The organism is Caballeronia calidae, from assembly GCF_900044055.2.
GTDB classification, from domain to species: Bacteria; Pseudomonadota; Gammaproteobacteria; order Burkholderiales; family Burkholderiaceae; genus Caballeronia; species Caballeronia calidae.
Window position 1 is genome coordinate 1 of the sequence record NZ_FCOX02000050.1, and the last position, 16,695, is coordinate 16,695.

The 16,695-nt window shown below is 65.1% G+C and carries 14 protein-coding genes and 2 pseudogenes; 9 read left to right on the forward strand and 7 right to left on the reverse strand.

Going from position 1 to position 16,695, the window contains the following annotated elements; all coding sequences use genetic code 11:
• From AWB78_RS31330 to AWB78_RS31350, 5 genes and pseudogenes are all read left to right on the forward strand, one after another.
• A pseudogene (locus AWB78_RS31330) lies at positions 1–180 on the forward strand (succinate--CoA ligase subunit alpha); the annotation flags it as partial.
• A 108-nt stretch (positions 181–288) separates the two neighbouring features.
• On the forward strand, positions 289–999 hold the full coding sequence (locus tag AWB78_RS31335) for a TerC family protein (protein ID WP_062610513.1): 711 nt from the start codon (positions 289–291) through the stop codon (positions 997–999).
• Positions 1,000–1,167: 168 nt separating this feature from the next.
• Entirely contained in the window at positions 1,168–1,704 is a 537-nt protein-coding gene (locus AWB78_RS31340) for a pilin (protein WP_232477952.1), read from the forward strand.
• A 1,363-nt stretch (positions 1,705–3,067) separates the two neighbouring features.
• A pseudogene (locus tag AWB78_RS31345) lies at positions 3,068–3,913 on the forward strand (HNH endonuclease); the annotation flags it as partial.
• Positions 3,914–4,037: 124 nt separating this feature from the next.
• Positions 4,038–5,849: a PglL family O-oligosaccharyltransferase gene (locus AWB78_RS31350; RefSeq protein WP_062610514.1), complete on the forward strand. Its 1,812-nt coding sequence runs from the start codon at positions 4,038–4,040 to the stop codon at positions 5,847–5,849.
• Between the two features lie 12 nt (positions 5,850–5,861).
• Here AWB78_RS31350 and moaC read toward each other — a convergent pair whose 3' ends face one another.
• Positions 5,862–6,359, reverse strand: coding sequence for a cyclic pyranopterin monophosphate synthase MoaC (moaC, locus tag AWB78_RS31355; protein WP_062610515.1), 498 nt, complete (start codon positions 6,357–6,359; stop codon positions 5,862–5,864).
• A gap of 188 nt (positions 6,360–6,547) precedes the next feature.
• Between moaC and AWB78_RS31360 the strand changes: the two genes are divergently transcribed.
• Complete coding sequence (locus tag AWB78_RS31360; protein WP_062610516.1) at positions 6,548–8,593, forward strand: M48 family metalloprotease; 2,046 nt, start codon at positions 6,548–6,550, stop codon at positions 8,591–8,593.
• Here AWB78_RS31360 and AWB78_RS31365 read toward each other — a convergent pair whose 3' ends face one another.
• From AWB78_RS31365 to AWB78_RS31390, 6 genes are all read right to left on the reverse strand, one after another.
• Positions 8,594–9,175 (reverse strand): DUF2946 family protein, encoded by a 582-nt coding sequence (locus tag AWB78_RS31365; RefSeq protein ID WP_062610517.1) that lies wholly within the window; start codon positions 9,173–9,175, stop codon positions 8,594–8,596.
• 6 nt (positions 9,176–9,181) lie between these two features.
• Positions 9,182–10,255: a YheT family hydrolase gene (locus tag AWB78_RS31370; RefSeq protein WP_062610518.1), complete on the reverse strand. Its 1,074-nt coding sequence runs from the start codon at positions 10,253–10,255 to the stop codon at positions 9,182–9,184.
• A 40-nt stretch (positions 10,256–10,295) separates the two neighbouring features.
• Positions 10,296–10,742 carry a nuclear transport factor 2 family protein gene (locus tag AWB78_RS31375; protein ID WP_062610519.1) on the reverse strand — a complete coding sequence of 149 codons (447 nt, stop codon included), beginning with the start codon at positions 10,740–10,742 and terminating at the stop codon, positions 10,296–10,298.
• A gap of 197 nt (positions 10,743–10,939) precedes the next feature.
• Positions 10,940–12,013: a lipopolysaccharide heptosyltransferase II gene (gene waaF / locus AWB78_RS31380; RefSeq protein ID WP_062610520.1), complete on the reverse strand. Its 1,074-nt coding sequence runs from the start codon at positions 12,011–12,013 to the stop codon at positions 10,940–10,942.
• A gap of 183 nt (positions 12,014–12,196) precedes the next feature.
• Positions 12,197–12,394 carry a zinc-finger domain-containing protein gene (locus AWB78_RS31385; RefSeq protein WP_008351333.1) on the reverse strand — a complete coding sequence of 66 codons (198 nt, stop codon included), beginning with the start codon at positions 12,392–12,394 and terminating at the stop codon, positions 12,197–12,199.
• 66 nt (positions 12,395–12,460) lie between these two features.
• Positions 12,461–13,381 (reverse strand): branched-chain amino acid transaminase, encoded by a 921-nt coding sequence (locus tag AWB78_RS31390; RefSeq protein WP_074173578.1) that lies wholly within the window; start codon positions 13,379–13,381, stop codon positions 12,461–12,463.
• Positions 13,382–13,734: 353 nt separating this feature from the next.
• Between AWB78_RS31390 and AWB78_RS31395 the strand changes: the two genes are divergently transcribed.
• From AWB78_RS31395 to AWB78_RS31405, 3 genes are all read left to right on the forward strand, one after another.
• Positions 13,735–14,505 (forward strand): AzlC family ABC transporter permease, encoded by a 771-nt coding sequence (locus AWB78_RS31395; RefSeq protein WP_062610522.1) that lies wholly within the window; start codon positions 13,735–13,737, stop codon positions 14,503–14,505.
• The gene (locus AWB78_RS31400) at positions 14,502–14,825 is read left to right on the forward strand and encodes a branched-chain amino acid transport AzlD family protein (protein ID WP_062610523.1); all 324 of its coding nucleotides are present in this window, start codon (positions 14,502–14,504) and stop codon (positions 14,823–14,825) included. The genes AWB78_RS31395 and AWB78_RS31400 overlap by 4 nt, the downstream gene beginning before the upstream one ends.
• A gap of 382 nt (positions 14,826–15,207) precedes the next feature.
• Positions 15,208–16,404, forward strand: a complete 1,197-nt coding sequence (locus AWB78_RS31405; RefSeq protein ID WP_062610524.1) for a phosphoglycerate kinase — start codon at positions 15,208–15,210, stop codon at positions 16,402–16,404.
• The last annotated feature ends 291 nt before the right edge of the window (positions 16,405–16,695 follow it).

Sequence of the window (16,695 nt, forward strand, 5' to 3'; positions counted from 1 at the left end):
GTCGTCGGCTTCATCGCGGGCGTGACGGCGCCTCCGGGCAAGCGCATGGGCCACGCAGGCGCGCTGATCTCGGGCGGCGCGGACACGGCGGACGCCAAGCTCGAAATCATGGACGCGTGCGGCATCAAGGTTACGAAGAACCCGTCGGAGATGGCCCGCCTGTTGAAGTCCGTGCTGTAAGTGCATTCGGCAAAATACGCGAGGGTTTGGTACTCTTACTGATTCCTTTCGTATAAACCGATGAAAAGCGAGGGAGCGCTGCTTCCTCGCTTTTTTTGTTTCTGCCACATGCTCGAATTTTTCTCGACGCTTCACTGGGGCGCGGTCGTTCAGATCATCGTCATCGACATTCTGCTCGGCGGCGACAACGCCGTCGTGATCGCGCTCGCCTGCCGCAATCTGCCCGACCGGCAACGCACGCGCGGCATCGTGCTCGGCACGCTCGGGGCGATCATCCTGCGCGTCGTGCTGATCGCCTTCGCGGTGATGCTGCTCGACGTCCCGTTCCTCAAGTTCCTTGGCGGCGTGCTGCTCCTGTGGATCGGCGTGAAGCTGATGCAGCCGGATCATGACGATCACCACATCGACGCATCGGACCGGCTTCTGGCGGCGGTAAAGACGATCATCATCGCTGATGCCGTGATGAGCCTCGACAACGTGATCGCGATCGCCGGAGCCGCCGAGGCCGCCGATCCGCAGCATCGGCTCGCGCTGGTGATCTTCGGCCTGATCGTGAGCATTCCGCTCATCGTGTGGGGCAGCACGCTGGTGCTGAAGCTGCTCGACCGCTTTCCGGTGGTGGTGCTGCTGGGTGCGGCGCTGCTCGGCTGGATCGCGGGCGGGCTCATCATCGACGATCCTTTCATCGACCGTTGGCCGTCGCTCAATACCGAGCTCGCGGGTTATGCGGCGCGCGTCGGCGGTGCGATGTTCGTCGTGGCCATGGGCTGGCTGCTGAAGCGCCGCGCGCTTGCCGGCAACAATCGCGCGGCGGGTTGAATTCTCCTAGGCCGTTCGGCTGACTGCCGCTCGTTTCTCTCCCTCAATACGATCGAAGCGTCCTGACCGCATTCGCGCGGAAGGGCGCTTTTCGTACTTTTGGGAGCAGCAATGACGACGATGGTTTGTGGTTTGAACGTGCCGCGCGGGCGGCGCGTGCTGGTCTGGATGGGCCGCGCCAGAGAGGTGGCGGCGCGAGGCTTCACGCTGATCGAGCTGATGATCGTGCTCGCGATCGTCGGCGTGGTCGCGGCCTACGCGATCCCCGCGTATCAGGATTATCTGGCGCGCAGTCGCGTGGGCGAGGGCATGGCGCTCGCGGCATCGGCCCGGATCGCGGTGGCGGAGAACGCGGCGAGCGGGGCCGATCTCGCGGGCGGCTATGCGTCGCCGCCGGGCACGCGCAATGTCGAGTCGATACACGTCGACAGCGACACGGGGCAGATCACGATTGCGTACTCGACGCGCGTCGCGCCCGCGGGCACGAACACGCTCGTGCTCGTGCCGTCGACGCCCGATAACGCCGATACACCGACCGCGCGCATCGCGCTCAGTCGCGGCGCGGTGCAGGCGGGATCGGTGACGTGGGAGTGCTTCGCGGGCGCGAAGGCGGCTTCATCGCTTCCCGCACCGGGCGCCGGTCCGATGCCTGCGCAAGCGCCGACACTGCCGGCCAATCTCGCCCCGCCGGAGTGCCGCGCGTAAGCGGTGCGAAAGACCGGTAGGCATCGGGGAGGCGTGGCGGCAGGATTTACGGCGCCGCCGCGCCTTTATCGCGTCGGTTTTGCGTGAAAGCCGGCGATTTCGTAGCAATTCCGACGGTTCACCGGACAGCCGGGGCAAAGTTTTGTATAGTGCGCCGGTTGGTGCGACACGCACGCTCGTGTCCGTATGCCCCACGTTACGGGGCATCGACTAGAGGGTTATTGAATCGGCCTCGGCCGGATCACCATGCCCCCACAGGCGGCCCCCTTGTGGGCCGCAATTTAGGCAGTAGACGTGCTGTTTGTGAGCACGGTTTCTTTTAGTGAAAGCGGGACCCGGAGTAGTTTGCCGGATACCGCATTGCATTGACCTGATTACCGTCAGGTCCCGCCCAGTCAGCGGCTTCATCTCCGCCGACAGGGCGGAATGATGTGTGCATTTCCTGCGCCACTAGGCGACGGAGTCGCTAGCCGATACGAGCGAAAGCTCGGTGTGTCATTGTTTTGCCTCACCTGCAGTCTGGGCGAGGAAGTGAACCTGCTGTGCGACCAGCAGTAGCCTAGGAAGACATGCGTCACTGGCAACGGTGGGGTGTGAAGCTCTTCTGACAACGTAGCCCCTGGACGTTTCGGGCAGACCGGTTCCGCGAGGAACGATCTGGAGACTCCCAGCAGCAAGGGGGTTGAGGAGCTAGGCTGGCTGATAAGGTTAACGTACGTGAACTGCTGATAAACCTCGTAAGCACTGAGGAGCCAAAGCTGCTTGAACATCGGGCTCTAACCAAAAGGTACGTGGCTGGTTAATCCGCTCAACCGTCGGATTACGTCGTCATCAAGCCACCGGGGAAGAGGCAGAACCTACGTCAGTCGTGTGACATGCCGGGAACGTGGTAAGCCTGTATGGTTGCCAGTGTTGTACTGCTGGCAGGCGAACCGTAAGGGACGCTGTTGATTGTGCAGGTATGGGAGGACGGAAAAAGCGAATGCTGGGCTGTAATGGTTCGGATAGGGGCTGAGACATCGCCCCACGCGAAAGCGGGCAGACTTCCGTCTGGTCTACCGTCGTAAGACGGCTGACTACCCTCTGTAACTTGGTGAGGTACGGGCGCATGCGCTCGTACTGAGGTGTTTGATCGAGATATGGGTGCATGCGCCCATATTGAGGTGTTTGTTGTTCCCCAGCGGGGTGTGTCTTCCCGCTGGGGAAGAGACCGGATCTGCGCTTTCCCACGCGCCGGATAACTGGTACGCCGTCGATTGGCGTCGGGTTGAACGGAACGTGAGAGGGATGCAGATCCGAATTGCGAAGGCGACGCGGGAAGGCGACTGGCGCAGGGTGAAAGCCTTGCAACGGATGCTTACCCGCACGAGAGATTCTGGAAAACGAGGTCAGGCCTTGGGTGGAAGCATTCCTTGCTGTACGAGGCTTGCAACTGTCCGAGGCGAAAACGCGGATCACCCACATTGATGAAGGCTTCGATTTCCTTGGGTGGAATTTCCGGAAGTACTCGGGGACACTGCTCATCAAGCCGAGCCGGAAGAATGTGCAGACGTTCTACCGAAAGGTGGCGGAAACGATCAGCGGTCACAAGACGGTGAAACAGGCGGAACTGATCCGCCTGCTGAACCCGATGTTACGGGGCTGGGCGCAGTATCACAGCCCGGTGATTGCCAAGCAGGCCTACAGCCGCATGGAGTCGCTGGTATTTTTCCGACTCTGGCGGTGGTCGAAGCGGCGGCATCCGAACAAGAACACCGATTGGGTGAAGCAAAAGTACTTTCACTCGACCGGTAGTCGAAATTGGGTGTTCGCTGTCCCGATAGTTCGGGACGATGGGAGTACGGGGTTGCTTGAGCTGTACCAACTCAGCGGTATGGAAATCAGGCGACACAAGAAGGTCAAGGGTGACTTCAATCCCTTTGATCCGCAGTGGGAGCAATACGGGGAGCAGTTGCGACAGATGCGCATGTGGGAATCAATGCGCTATCGCAAGCAATGGGCTTCGCTGTATATGTCACAGAGCGGGATGTGTGCGCACTGTGGTAGTGCCCTGACGGAAGAGACTGGCTGGCACGATCATCATCTTGAATACCGGATGCATGGCGGATCAGACGCTCTCTCCAACCGGGTTTTGCTTCATCCGGACTGCCACCGGCAGGTGCACGTTGGTAAACTTGTCGTAACTAAGCCGGCCCCGTCGTTGCAATGACGGGGCTTTGTATAAGCAATCTGTAGGCTCGAGCCGTATGCGGGGAAACTCGCACGTACGGTTCCTAGGGGGCTCCTCTTCCGCAAGGAGGGGGGGCTACCCTACCCGACGTTCCCAGTCCCTCATGCCTTCCCAATACGCGCGTTTTCTCTGCTTTGCCGTTCTGTGTCTTGCGTTGACGATTCCTTTCGCAGTCGTCAACCACACGTATCCGATCCCGACTTTCTACGCCGAATACAGCGCGCTCGCGCTTTACCTCGCGCTCGGCGCGACGGTCGCGCTGCTCGTGCGGGTCTCCGAGCCGAGTGTGCCGTTCGCATCGCCGGTCGTCGCGCTGATGCCGCTCGCCTTCGGCGTGCTGCTCGTTGCGCAGACGGTTTTACTGCCCGTCGCGCAACCGTCGATGAACTGGCTGGGCGGCGCGTATCTGCTTGCGTCGTTCATCGCGGTGCATACGGGCTTCGGCCTCGTGCGCGCGGGGCTCGCGGAGAAAGCGCTGCGTATCGGTGCGGCTGCGCTGATGGTCGGCGGCCTGTTTGCGGTCTTCTGCCAGATCGTGCAACTGCTGCATCTCGAAGTGAAGTTCACGCCGTTCGTGGTCGCGTACAACGTGATGATCGAGCGGCGTCCGTTCGGCAACATGGCGCAGGCGAATCACCTCGCGACCGTCATTGCGTTCGGACTCGCGGGCGCGCTGTATTTCGTGCAGACGCGGCGGTTGCCGGTCGTGTTGTGGCTGATTCTTTCGGCGGTGTATTCGCTCGGGCTTGCGCTCACGGTATCGCGCGGACCGTGGCTGCAGACGGCGGTGATCGTCGTCGCCGGATTCTGGATGGCATTCGTACTGGGGCGGCCGGTCGCGTCCGAAGGCTTCGACGGCCCGGGCCGGCGCGACGCGCGCGCGTGGATCGTCCCGATAGTGCTCGCGGTCATATTCTTCGCCGTGAACGCGGCGGTGCGCTGGGCGAATGTGCGCTACGACTTCGGTCTCGCGCAATCGGCGGCGGAGCGCATGCAGGACGCGAATCAGATCGCGCCGCGCCTCGCGCTCTGGAAATACGGCTGGACGATGTTCAAGACGCATCCGTTGCTGGGCGTCGGCTGGGGCGAGTTTCCGCGCTATCAGTTCGATCTCGTGCGTGATCTAGGCGGCGTCGAGATCGCGAACAACGCGCACGATATCTTCATCGATCTGCTCGCGAAAACGGGCGCGCTCGGCGTGGCGATTCTGGTCGCGGGCGTCGTGTTCTGGCTGATCCGCGTGCTGCGCGCTCCGCAGACGCCGGCGCGCATTTTCGCGCTGTCGCTGCTCGGCGTGCTGATGATGCACGCGCTCGTCGAGTATCCGCAGCAGTACATGTTCTTCCTGATGCCGGCGATGCTCGTCATCGGGCTTCTGGAGACGCGGCCGCTGCGGCTCGTCGCGCGGCCGCTGTCGTATGGCGCGTATGTCGTGCTCGTGGTTGGGGGGCTGGCGGCGCTGTATCCGGTTCTGCGTGACTACAACCGCGCCGAAGTGCTGTATTACGGCTCGCGGCCGGCGGAGCAGTATCGCGACGATCCGTCGTTCCTGTTCACGGCCTGGGGCGAGTATGGCGCGGCGACGCTGTTGCCGATCAACGCGCAGAACGTCGAAGAGAAGCTCGCCGCGCATCGGAAGGCGATCGCATTGTTGCCGGGCGAAACCGTGTTGCGCCGATATGCGGTGCTGCAGGCGCTCGCCGGGCAGCGCGCGGAAGCGCTCGATACGATGGCGCGTCTGAAGATCTTCGCGACGCAACTGCACGACTGGCCGAAGCAGCTTGCGGCCGTCTACCAACTGGTCGATGAGGCAGGCAAGCCGCTGGCGTCGTTCAGGGCGGATCTGGTCAGGCTTTATGGAATGCCGGCGGAGAGTCAGGCGCCTTCCGCGGACGATGACGACGAGGAGGAGTGAGGGTCGAGGTAATCAGGGTGTCGGCGGCGCATGATCTTCCGCCACCCAATCCCCCGACTTCCCCCCATGCTTCTCCATGACCTTCACATTATTGATGGTCATCCCCCGATCCACCGCCTTGCACATATCGTAGATCGTCAGCAATCCGACCTGCACGGCGGTCAGCGCCTCCATCTCCACGCCGGTACGTCCGACCGTCTCCACGCGCACTTCGCAATGCACGCCCGGCAGTGCCTCGTCGATGGTGAAATCCACCGCGACGCGCGTCAACGCCAGCGGATGACACAACGGAATCAGATCGGCCGTGCGTTTCGCGCCCTGAATAGCGGCGATGCGCGCGACGCCGAGCACGTCGCCTTTCTTCGCGCGGCCGTCGCGAATAAGCGCGAGCGTGCCTTCGAGCATCGCGATCGAGCCGCGCGCCACGGCGATGCGCCGCGTTTCGTTCTTCGCGCCGACATCGACCATGTGCGCCTCACCGGCGGCATCGAAATGAGTGAGTCCGGACATAGCGTCTCCTTCGAATGGGCGCCTATCATACCAGCGTGAATTCGCGCGTTTTTTCGCCAACGTCGCAGTGCGGTACAACCCACGGCCGCAACCCACCTCCGCAACGAGACGCCCCGCGCGCAACACTTGATACGATAAGCTCGTTTTAATTTTCGAGCCGACCATCGGCGCCGCGCCCGATTCGCGCCATGCATTCGACACGTTTGAGCCGCGTGCTCATCTCCCTGCTGTGCGTCGCCCTCGCCATGCCGCCCGCGGCGTTGGCGCAGACGGGCGCGTCCGCCGCCGTCGGATCGAACGCGGTCGGCGCGACCGGCACGCTCGCGGCGTCGCAGCTGCGCTCATCGCAGGAAATGGGCGGAAACGGCGTGCCCGGCAACGTCGCCGAAGGCGTGTTCGGGGTCTACGGCGGCGCCGAAAGCCGCTTCGCGAATCGTCCCGGCACGATGTCCGGCCTGCGCGCGCCGCTCGCGTCGGTGCAGCTGCCCGATCTCGGCGACGGCTCCGGCGGTTCGCTCACGCCGCAAGCCGAGCGCAGGATCGGCGAACGGATGATGCGCGAAGTGCGCGCCGACCCGGACTATCTCGATGACTGGCTCCTGCGCGACTATCTCGACTCGATCTCGTCGAAGCTCTCCGCCGCGGCCTCCACGCAGTATCTCGGCGGCTACCAGCCCGATTTCGACCTCTTCGCCGTGCGCGATCCGCAGATCAACGCCTTCTCGATGCCGGGCGGTTTCATCGGCGTGAATACCGGGCTCGTCGCGGCGACGCAGACCGAGTCCGAGCTCGCATCGGTCATCGGCCATGAAATGGGCCACGTGCTTCAGCGCCATATCGCGCGAATGCTCGGCACGCGAGAAAAAAGCACCTACGCCGCGCTCGCCGGCATGCTCGCCGGTCTGCTCGCGGGCCTGCTGGCGCACAGCGGCGATCTCGGCATGGGCATCGCAATGGGCGGCCAGGCGTTCGCCGTCGACACCCAGTTGCGCTTCTCGCGCGCGGCCGAGCACGAGGCCGATCGCGTCGGTTTCCAGATGCTCACCGCCGCCGGCTACGATCCGTACGCGATGGCCGCGTTCTTCGAGCGTCTCGACCGCTCGACGATGGCCGATAACGGTGTGCCGCCCTACGTCCGCACGCACCCGCTCACGACCGATCGCATCGCCGACATGGAAGGCCGCGCGCGCCGCGTGCCGTACCGGCAGCCGCGTCAATCGGCGGAATACGCGTTCGTGCGGGCCCGCGCCCGCGTGCTGCAGGTGAGTTACGCGAGCGATTATCGCGAGGTCGCGAGCCGGCTCAAATCGGAGATCGAGGATCAGACGGCGCTCAATCCGGCGTCGAACTGGTATGGCATCGCGCTCGCGCAATCGTTGATGGGCGATTACGGCGCCGCCAACGATGCGCTCGCGAAAGCGCGGCGGCTATTCGAAGGCGAGGAGGCGAGTTCGGCGGCCGCATCGACACAGGTTCAGCAGGAGGATCGCGCGCGGATATCGGCATCGGCACCGGCATCGATATCGAAGGACGTGACGACGGCGCCATCACCGCCGCCCGCGCGCAAGAACGCGGAGCAATCGCTGCGCAACGCCGATGCTTCGATGATCGCGACGCCGCTCAACAACGCACGCGCCACGCTCAATCTCGGCAACGTCGCGCAGCCGGAATCGACGCCGGCCAGCCCGGCGCGCGCGAGCAGAGAGATCGCGCTCCCGCCGGTTCACGTGGAAGCCCGGCCGTTGCCGTCACCGAAACCGCAGCCCGCGCCGCAAGTCCAGCGCAGCACGCCGAGCCTCGACGTGCTCGCCGCCGATATCGCGCGCCGCGCGGGCCGCAACGACGATGCTATCCGTCTCGCCGACATCGCCCAGAAGCGCTGGCCGGAATCGCACGCGGCCATCGACGTGCATCTGCAGGCGCTGTTGTCCGCGCGCCGTTACACCGAAGCGCAGGCGCTCGCGCGCCAGGAAACGCGCGCCGAGCCGGCGCGCCCCGATTGGTGGCTCTATCTCGCGCAGGCGAGCGCGGGCCTCAACGATCCGCTGCGCCAGCATCAGGCGATGGCCGAGAAATTCGCGCTCGACGGCGCGTGGGCATCCGCGATTCGCCAGTTGAAGGAAGCGCGCGATGCGAAGAACGTGAGCTTCTACGATCTGTCGGCGATTTCCGCGCGTCTGCGCGATTTCGAGACGCGCTACAAGGAAGAGCGCGATCTCGAGAAGAACGGCTGATCAGCCTTTCGATGCGGCACGCGCGGCGGGGCTCGCGATGAAGCCGAAGCGCGCGGCGACATCGGCGCGGGCGATCGGCTGCACAGGAAGATCGACGCCCGCGCGCCAATGGAAGACGCCGCCCTTGCCCGCGTCGTCGAGCGAGGCGTGATTCGCGAACAGTTCGAGATCGTGGTCGTGCAGCGCGGCCACGCGCGCGGGCGATGCGGCATCGGAGAAGAGGATGCCGCCTTCGTCGTCGATCCAGGTCTGCGCGGGCTCGAACGCCGCGCCGGCCTGATCGGTCAGGCTCAGTGCGCCATCGGACGCGTGCAGGCGCACGATCCATGGCGTGTACACCAGTTCCACATACACGCGCTGCGGCCCGTTCTGGAAGAACCACTGGCCGTCGGCGTCGCATTCGTAGTTGCGGTTGATGAAGCCCAGAAGCGCCTCATGCCGGATCGGCGTGCCCGGTTCGCCCGCGGCTTGCGCGGCCTCGTCGCGCATGCGCCACTGGCCGCGCCGGTCGAGCAGCAGCCAGCCCGTGCAATGCGGAACGTCGGGCCATTTGGCGAGCGCCTGCCTGACGATGTCATCCATGATGGTTCACGAAACGAAGTTCTCCAGATAACCGAACACGCGCAGCGACAGCCAGTCGATGCGGCCCGGGAACGGCCCCGTCATGAAGCCGACGTGCCCGCCGTGGTTCGGCTGATCGAGCGTCACGCGCTCCGACACTTCGGCGAGCGAGGGCAGCGCGAACTCGGGCAGGAACGGATCGTTGCGGGCGTTCAACAGCAGCGCCGGCACTTCGATGTGCTTCAGATGCGCGCGCGTGGTCGCGGTCGACCAGTAGTGGTTCGTATCGCGAAAGCCGTGCACGGGCGCCGTGACCACGTTGTCGAACTCGTACAGCGTGCGCGCCGCGAGCACGGCGTCGCGGTCGTAGAGGCCGGGATACTGGCCGAGCTTCGCGAGCGCCTTCTTCTTCAGCGACTTCAGGAAGCTGCGCGTATAGACCATGCCGAAGCCCTGCGAGATCGCGTGGCCGCCCGCGTGCACATCGAGCGGCGCGGAGATCGCCGCGGCCGCGCTGATGATCGATGCATCCTTGCCGCGTTCGCACAGCCAGCGCAGGAGCACGTTGCCGCCGAGGGATACGCCCGCCGCGACGATCGGCCCTCGATGCGCTTGCGCGAGCCGCCGCAGAATCCAGTCGGCTTCGGCGCTGTCCGCGAGATGGTAGAAGCGCGGCAGCAGATTGAGCGGCCCGCTGCAGCTGCGGAAATGCGGCACGACGCCGTGCCAGCCGCGCGCTTTGGCGGCGGCCATCATCGTGCGGGCGTAGTGCGAATCGGAGTTGCCTTCGAGGCCGTGAAAGAGCACGAAGAGCGGGGCGTTCGCGGCGGGTTCGTCGTCCGGGGCGTGCGCGAGGAAGTCGAGGTCGATGAAATCGCCATCGGGCGTGTTCCAGCGTTCGCGCCGATACGACACGACGGGCTTGCGCCCGAAAAGCGCGGGAACGATGGTCTGCGCGTGGCTCGTCGGCAGCCAGCGCGGCGCGCTGTAGAGCCATTCCGGCCGCGGCTGTCCGAGCCCGTGCGCGCGTGCGTTCAGTACCACGGCGGGCGCCTTGTCCACGAACGACGAATCGTGTTTCAACAACGGATCGCGCTTCATGGCCCCTCCCCGACGAACGTCTTTTTGATGCTTCGAATCTTCAGTGCAACGGTCCCTGACCGTGACGCAGCTTGGCCGCGAACTGGCCCGCCGTTTCCAGCGGCATCTCGCTCGCGTGGATGTGGGCGATGCGCCATTCGCCGCGCTCGTGAACCATCACGTAGGTCGTGTAGATCATGCGCGGCGCGCTTGCCGGATCGGCCGGCTGATGCGCCTCGGCGATCGCATAGACGACCGTGCCCAGGCTGTCGTACACGCGGATATCGAGCGGCTCGATGGTCACCGGCTGCGTGTCGAACTGCTTGCCGAAACCGGCGCGGATGCTCTCCAGCCCGTGAAGATGCGTGCCGTCCGCGCAGACGCAGGTGGCGAATTCCTCGTCGATCCAGAGCGACATCATGCTGTCGATGCTGTTGTCCGCGACTGCCTGATAGTAAGCGTTGAGAGTATCGGCGGCGGCTTCGAAGAGGCGGGCGAAACGTGGCATGGCTCGTGGGTCTCTGGCATTCGATGCAGGCGCCGCTCGTTGCTGCGTGCCGTCGATGGCGGCAGGGCAAGGGACGGCGCGCTGCATCGGTCATTGGTCAAAGCATGCCCCCGTTCGGAGACATTCGCGTGTCCGCGTCCGCACACACGGCTGGAAACCGCTGCGCCGGACGCGCGTTTCGACGCGCGAACGCAACATCAACGATGCGCGAGCAGCATGCCGCGCAAATCGCCGAAGACCTGTTCGGCCGAGAGTTCGCGAAGGCAGTTCAGATGGCCGAGCGGACACTCGCGGGCAAAGCACGGACTGCATTCAAGATGCAGCCATTGTACCTTTGCGAGATCGGACAAGGGCGGCGTGTGGCGCGGATCGGTCGAGCCGTAGACCGCGACGAGCGGCCGGCGCGACGCGGCCGCGACGTGCATCAGGCCGGAATCGTTGGTGACGACCGCGCTTGCCCGAGAAATGAGCGCGCATGCTTCGCCGAGCGAGGTCTGGCCGCACAGGTTGCGCACGTTCGGCGCGCGCTCCGCGATGGCCTGCGCGATCGGCGCATCCTTCTTCGAACCGAGCGCGACGATGCGCGCATACGGGAACGACTGCTCGATGAACTTCGCCAGCGATGCGAAATGCTCCGGCGGCCAGCGCTTGGCCGGGCCGTATTCCGCGCCGGGGCAGAACACGACGAGCGGCGTGCGCGTGTCGAGGTTGAAGCGCGCCGATACGCGGGCGGCTTCGTTCGGATCGGATTCGAGACGCGGCACGGGAAGCGTCTGTGCGTCAGGCTGCGCGGCGGCTTCGGGTTGCGCGAACTTGTCGACGAAGGGCAGCTTCGCGCCCGGCGCGTACGCCAGCGCCGCGTAGTGCGCGGTCATCGGCGGGCGCTCGGTCTTCGGCGGATTCGCATGGCGCACGTTCAAGAGCCCGTAGCGGCTCTCGCCCTTGTAGCCGATGCGCAGGTTGATGCCCGCCATCCACGGAATCAGCGCGGATTTCACGGAGTTGGGCAGCACGTAGGCGGCGTCGTAGCCGACATCGCGCAAATCGCTCGCGAGCTGCCAGCGGCGCAGCAGTTGCAGCTTGCCGTGGGCGAGGTCCGTGGCGTAGACGTCGCTGATCTCGGGCATGCGCTCGAGCACGGGCGCGACCCAGGTGGGCGCGACGGCATCGATCGCGATGCGCGGATGGAGCTTGCGCAAGAGCGTGAAGAGCGGCTGCGCCATCAATGCGTCACCGATCCAGTTCGGTGCTATAACCAGCGCGCGGCGCATCTGTCTTTATCCGATCTCAAAAAAGGACCGCGGCCCGCCGTCTTGGGGCGAGTCGTCGATTGTTGTGGGTCTGGTTTGCGCCCGCTGGCGCGCGATGGCTTCACGGCGCGAGCGGGTGCGTCAATCCGGCGGCGGGGCGGCGCCGCGTCGCTGCAAGGCGCCGCGCGGGCGCCCGATACGTCTTCAGTGACCGCCCTTGAGCACTTCGCCGTCTTTCAGCTTGTAGCGCGTGCCGCAGTACGGGCAACGCGCCTCGCCGTGCGTCACGTCGATGAAGACGCGCGGATGCGTGCTCCAGCGCTGCATCTTCGGGTTCGGGCAGAAAGCGGGCAGATCCTTCGCCGACAATTCCACCAGCGGCATTTCCTTCAAGTCGCTCATTGCTATCTCTTATCAGGTGTCCGGCATGCGGCGGGCGAACGGCCCGCCGCCATTGCATCGGATCGATTAAACCTTCGCGAGCCAGCTCGCGTACTTCTCGTTCTTGCCGCCGACGACGTCGAAGAACGCGCTTTGCAGCTTTTCCGTGATCGGGCCGCGCTTGCCCGAACCGATCGTGCGGTTGTCGAGCTCGCGGATCGGCGTGACTTCGGCGGCGGTGCCGGTGAAGAACGCTTCGTCGCAGGTATAGACCTCGTCGCGGGTGATGCGCTTTTCGATGACCGGGATGCCGAAGTCGCGCGCGAGCGTGATGACCGTGTCGCGCGTGATGCCGTCGAGGCACGAAGCCAGATCGGGCGTGTAGATCTTGCCGTTGTTCACGAGGAAGAAGTTCTCGCCGGAGCCTTCGGACACGTAGCCGTCGACATCCAGCAGCAGGGCTTCGTCGTAGCCGTCGGCGACGGCTTCCTGGTTCGCGAGAATCGAGTTCACGTACCAGCCGGACGCCTTCGCGCGCACCATCGACACATTCACGTGATGGCGCGTGAACGACGACGTCTTCACGCGGATGCCCCTGGCCAGCCCGTCTTCGCCCAGATACGCGCCCCACGGCCATGCGGCGATGGCCACGTGAATGGTGTTGCCCTTGGCCGAGACGCCGAGCTTCTCCGAGCCGACCCAGATGATCGGGCGGATGTAGCACGACTCCAGATCGTTCGCCTTCACCACTTCGAGTTGTGCGGCTTCGAGCGTCGCGGCGTCGAACGGGACGTCCATCTGGAAGATCTTCGCCGAGTTCAGCAGGCGCTTCGTGTGCTCCTTCAGGCGGAAGATGGCCGTGCCCTGCGCGGTCTTGTATGCGCGCACGCCTTCGAAAACGCCCATGCCGTAGTGCAACGTGTGGGTCAGAACGTGGATCTTGGCGTCGCGCCATTCGATGAGCTTGCCATCCATCCAGATCTTGCCGTCGCGGTCGGCCATTGACATACGGTTCTCCTAGCTGTCTCGTTCAGTGAGTACGGGCAAGCCGCCCGATCGACCGGGGCGGCGGCGCACGTGCGCATTGTCGTGCGCGTTCGTGCGTCGATGACCGCCTGGGAACGCGCGCTTCAAGGGCGCAAAGGGGCGAAAGACCGTCATTTTAGCGTCTTTTCGCGACGAAACCGATCTGGAAGCGCCTTTCGCGACGCTATAATTTGCCTTTCGCCGCGCGCCTGAATGGCGAAGCGAAACGGCGAAGCCCCCCGTTCCCGATTTTCCCGGTATTTCCAGATCCGTCGCGCATCGATCGAGGCCGCGCGATGGCATCACGGGTTGTCTCACTCGCCTCGCATTCGCTCATGCTCGACCGGCTGTCCGACACGAATCGCCGCGCATTTTTCGAGGGCGTGCGCACCTTCTCTCCCGCCGTCCTCGCCACGTTCTCGTGGGGCCTCGTCACCGGCGTCGCGATGACCAAGTCCGTGCTCACCGTGCCGCAGGCGCTCGGCATGTCGTTCGCGGTGTACGCGGGCTCGTCGCAGCTCGCGGTGCTGCCGCTCTTCGCCGCGAAGCTGCCGCTCTGGACCGTGCTCCTGACCGCCGCGATGGTCAATCTGCGCTTCGTGATCTTCAGCGCGGGGCTCGCGCCGCATTTCTCCTATCTGTCGCTGCGTCGGCGTCTGCTGCTCGGTTATTTCAACGGCGACATCATCTATCTGATGTTTTCGAAGCGGAATTTCCCGACCGGCTGGCAACCCGGCAAGGAAGCATTCTTCTGGGGGCTCGCGGCGTCGAGCTGGTTCTCGTGGCAGATTTCATCGGTGATCGGCATTCTGCTCGCGAGCCTGATTCCCGATAACTGGGGACTCGAGCTCGCCGGCACGCTCGCGCTGATTCCGCTCATCGTCTCCGCCATCGCGACGCGTTCGACGCTCGCGGCCGTCGCGGTGGCGAGCGTCGTCGCGCTGCTGGCCTTCGATCTGCCGTACCGCTTCGGCTTGCCGCTGTCGGTGTTCGCGGCGCTCATCGCGGGCACGCTCGCGGACGTCATCGCCGAGCGCGGGCAGCCGAAGCCCGCCGCCGACGACAAAACGGACGACAAGCCCGCCACCACGAGGACCGTCCGATGAGCACGCTGCAAATCTGGCTCGCTATCCTCGGCATGGGTCTCGTCACGGCCGTGACGCGCGCGCTCTTTCTGGCCGGCGGCGAGCGCATGGTGCTGCCGCCGCGTGTGCAGCGCGTCCTGCGCTACGCGCCGGCGGCGGCGCTCGCGGGCGTGGTCGTGCCGGATCTGCTCGTGACGCCCGCGGGCGTTTCGCTCGCGCTGTCGAATCATGCGCTGTGGGCGTCGGCGGCCGGGCTCGCGTATTACCTGTGGCGGCGCGGCATGATGGGCACGATCGCCGTCGGCATGCTGGTGTTCACGCTGCTGCGGCTCGCGGCGTGAGCGCATGCGTGGCGCAGCAAATACGCGTCATCAACGATTGCCCGCTAAAAGCGGTCGGGGTGATCGGTTAAAATGAGGGTCTTTCCCGAGTGAGCGAGGTCGAAAGTGTGTCCGGCAGTCACCGCGCTACGGTTGTCCAACTCGCCGTTCCCGGCTGCATCGGCGCGCCGGGGCGCGATCGGCGCGCATCTCCGGATTCATCTGCCCGATCTCTTTCTCCCGCTTCCCGCACGCGCGTTCGGCTTTGCCGCGCGCCCTTCGCCTCCAGCTTGATCCGCGCGCGAGCCGTCCTGCCCGGCGGCCCGCGCGCGGCGACTCCCCGAACCGGCCAAGCCCCGCGGCCGTTCCCGCCTGAACCGCTTCTCTATCTACGTTGACTCCCATGACGAAAGTACTGCGTTTCACCGATCTGATCGCCGAAGGCAAAGTCTCCGGCAAGCGTGTGTTCATCCGCGCGGATCTCAACGTGCCGCAAGACGATGACGGCAACATCACCGAAGACACGCGCGTGCGCGCTTCGGTCCCGGCGATCAAGGCCGCGCTCGACGCGGGCGCCGCCGTGATGGTCACGTCCCACCTGGGCCGTCCGACCGAAGGCCAGTTCAAGCCGGAAGACTCGCTCGCGCCGGTCGCTGCGCGCCTGTCCGAGCTGCTCGGCCGCGACGTGCCGCTCGTCGCCGACTGGGTCGATGGCGTCCAGGTCCAGCCGGGCAATGTCGTGCTGCTGGAAAACTGCCGCTGCAACAAGGGCGAAAAGAAGAACGACGACGGCCTCGCGCAGAAGATGGCGAAGCTCTGCGACATCTACGTCAACGACGCGTTCGGCACCGCGCACCGCGCGGAAGCCACCACGCACGGCATCGCGAAGTACGCGGGCGTCGCGTGCGCGGGTCCGCTGCTCGCCGCTGAACTCGACGCGCTCGGCAAGGCGCTCGGCAACCCGAAGCGTCCGCTCGTCGCGATCGTCGCGGGCTCGAAGGTGTCGACGAAGCTCACCATCCTCAAGTCGCTCGCCGAGAAAGTCGATCAACTGATCGTCGGCGGCGGCATCGCCAATACGTTCATGCTGGCGTCGGGTCTCAAGATCGGCAAGTCGCTCGCCGAAGCCGATCTCGTCAACGAAGCAAAGGAAATCATCGAGCAGGCGCGCACGCGCGGCGCATCGGTGCCGATTCCGAGCGATGTCGTCACCGCGAAGGAGTTCGCCGCGACCGCGAAGGCGGAAACCAAGCCCGTCGCCGATGTCGCCGACGACGATCTGATCCTCGACATCGGCCCGGACACGGCCAAGGCGCTCGCGGCTCAGCTCGAAACGGCCGGCACGATCGTGTGGAACGGTCCGGTCGGCGTGTTCGAGTTCGACCAGTTCGGCAACGGCACGAAGACGCTCGCGCAGGCCATCGCCAATTCGTCGGCATTCTCGATCGCCGGCGGCGGCGACACGCTCGCGGCCATCGCGAAATACGATATCGCCGACAAGGTGAGCTACATCTCGACCGGCGGCGGCGCGTTCCTGGAGTTCCTCGAAGGCAAGAAGCTGCCCGCGGTCGAGGTGCTCGAATCCCGCGCAGGGGCTTGAGGCCTTGGCGGCCCGAGGCAATCCGGCGAAAGCAGGAAAGAAGGGCGCGCAAGCAGCCGGCGGCGCGCAAGACGATGTGACGCAGGACATGATCGACAGCGGCGCGCTCGATGCCGCCGCTGAAGCAGCGCAGGTGATCGCGGAAGCGGCTCGTCCGGATCACGCACCACCCGAAGGCGAAGCGGCATATCCGGGAACGGAAACGCCTCCGGTCATCATCGGCGGCATGCCCGCCCATGCCTTGAAAGAAACCGACAAAGCGACGCCGGCACGAACCGGCGCGCGCGCGCA

Excerpts from the sequence above, each read along its gene's own strand:
- AWB78_RS31370 (WP_062610518.1), bottom strand. The coding sequence starts at position 10,255 with ATGAAGCGCGATCCGTTGTTGAAACACGATTCGTCGTTCGTGGACAAG.
- AWB78_RS31400 (WP_062610523.1), top strand. The coding sequence starts at position 14,502 with ATGAGCACGCTGCAAATCTGGCTCGCTATCCTCGGCATGGGTCTCGTC.
- AWB78_RS31335 (WP_062610513.1), top strand. The coding sequence starts at position 289 with ATGCTCGAATTTTTCTCGACGCTTCACTGGGGCGCGGTCGTTCAGATC.
- AWB78_RS31405 (WP_062610524.1), top strand. The coding sequence starts at position 15,208 with ATGACGAAAGTACTGCGTTTCACCGATCTGATCGCCGAAGGCAAAGTC.
- AWB78_RS31385 (WP_008351333.1), bottom strand. The coding sequence starts at position 12,394 with ATGAGCGACTTGAAGGAAATGCCGCTGGTGGAATTGTCGGCGAAGGAT.
- AWB78_RS31395 (WP_062610522.1), top strand. The coding sequence starts at position 13,735 with ATGCTCGACCGGCTGTCCGACACGAATCGCCGCGCATTTTTCGAGGGC.
- moaC (WP_062610515.1), bottom strand. The coding sequence starts at position 6,359 with ATGTCCGGACTCACTCATTTCGATGCCGCCGGTGAGGCGCACATGGTC.
- AWB78_RS31350 (WP_062610514.1), top strand. The coding sequence starts at position 4,038 with ATGCCTTCCCAATACGCGCGTTTTCTCTGCTTTGCCGTTCTGTGTCTT.
- AWB78_RS31390 (WP_074173578.1), bottom strand. The coding sequence starts at position 13,381 with ATGTCAATGGCCGACCGCGACGGCAAGATCTGGATGGATGGCAAGCTC.
- AWB78_RS31365 (WP_062610517.1), bottom strand. The coding sequence starts at position 9,175 with ATGGATGACATCGTCAGGCAGGCGCTCGCCAAATGGCCCGACGTTCCG.
- AWB78_RS31375 (WP_062610519.1), bottom strand. The coding sequence starts at position 10,742 with ATGCCACGTTTCGCCCGCCTCTTCGAAGCCGCCGCCGATACTCTCAAC.
- AWB78_RS31360 (WP_062610516.1), top strand. The coding sequence starts at position 6,548 with ATGCATTCGACACGTTTGAGCCGCGTGCTCATCTCCCTGCTGTGCGTC.
- waaF (WP_062610520.1), bottom strand. The coding sequence starts at position 12,013 with ATGCGCCGCGCGCTGGTTATAGCACCGAACTGGATCGGTGACGCATTG.
- AWB78_RS31340 (WP_232477952.1), top strand. The coding sequence starts at position 1,168 with ATGGGCCGCGCCAGAGAGGTGGCGGCGCGAGGCTTCACGCTGATCGAG.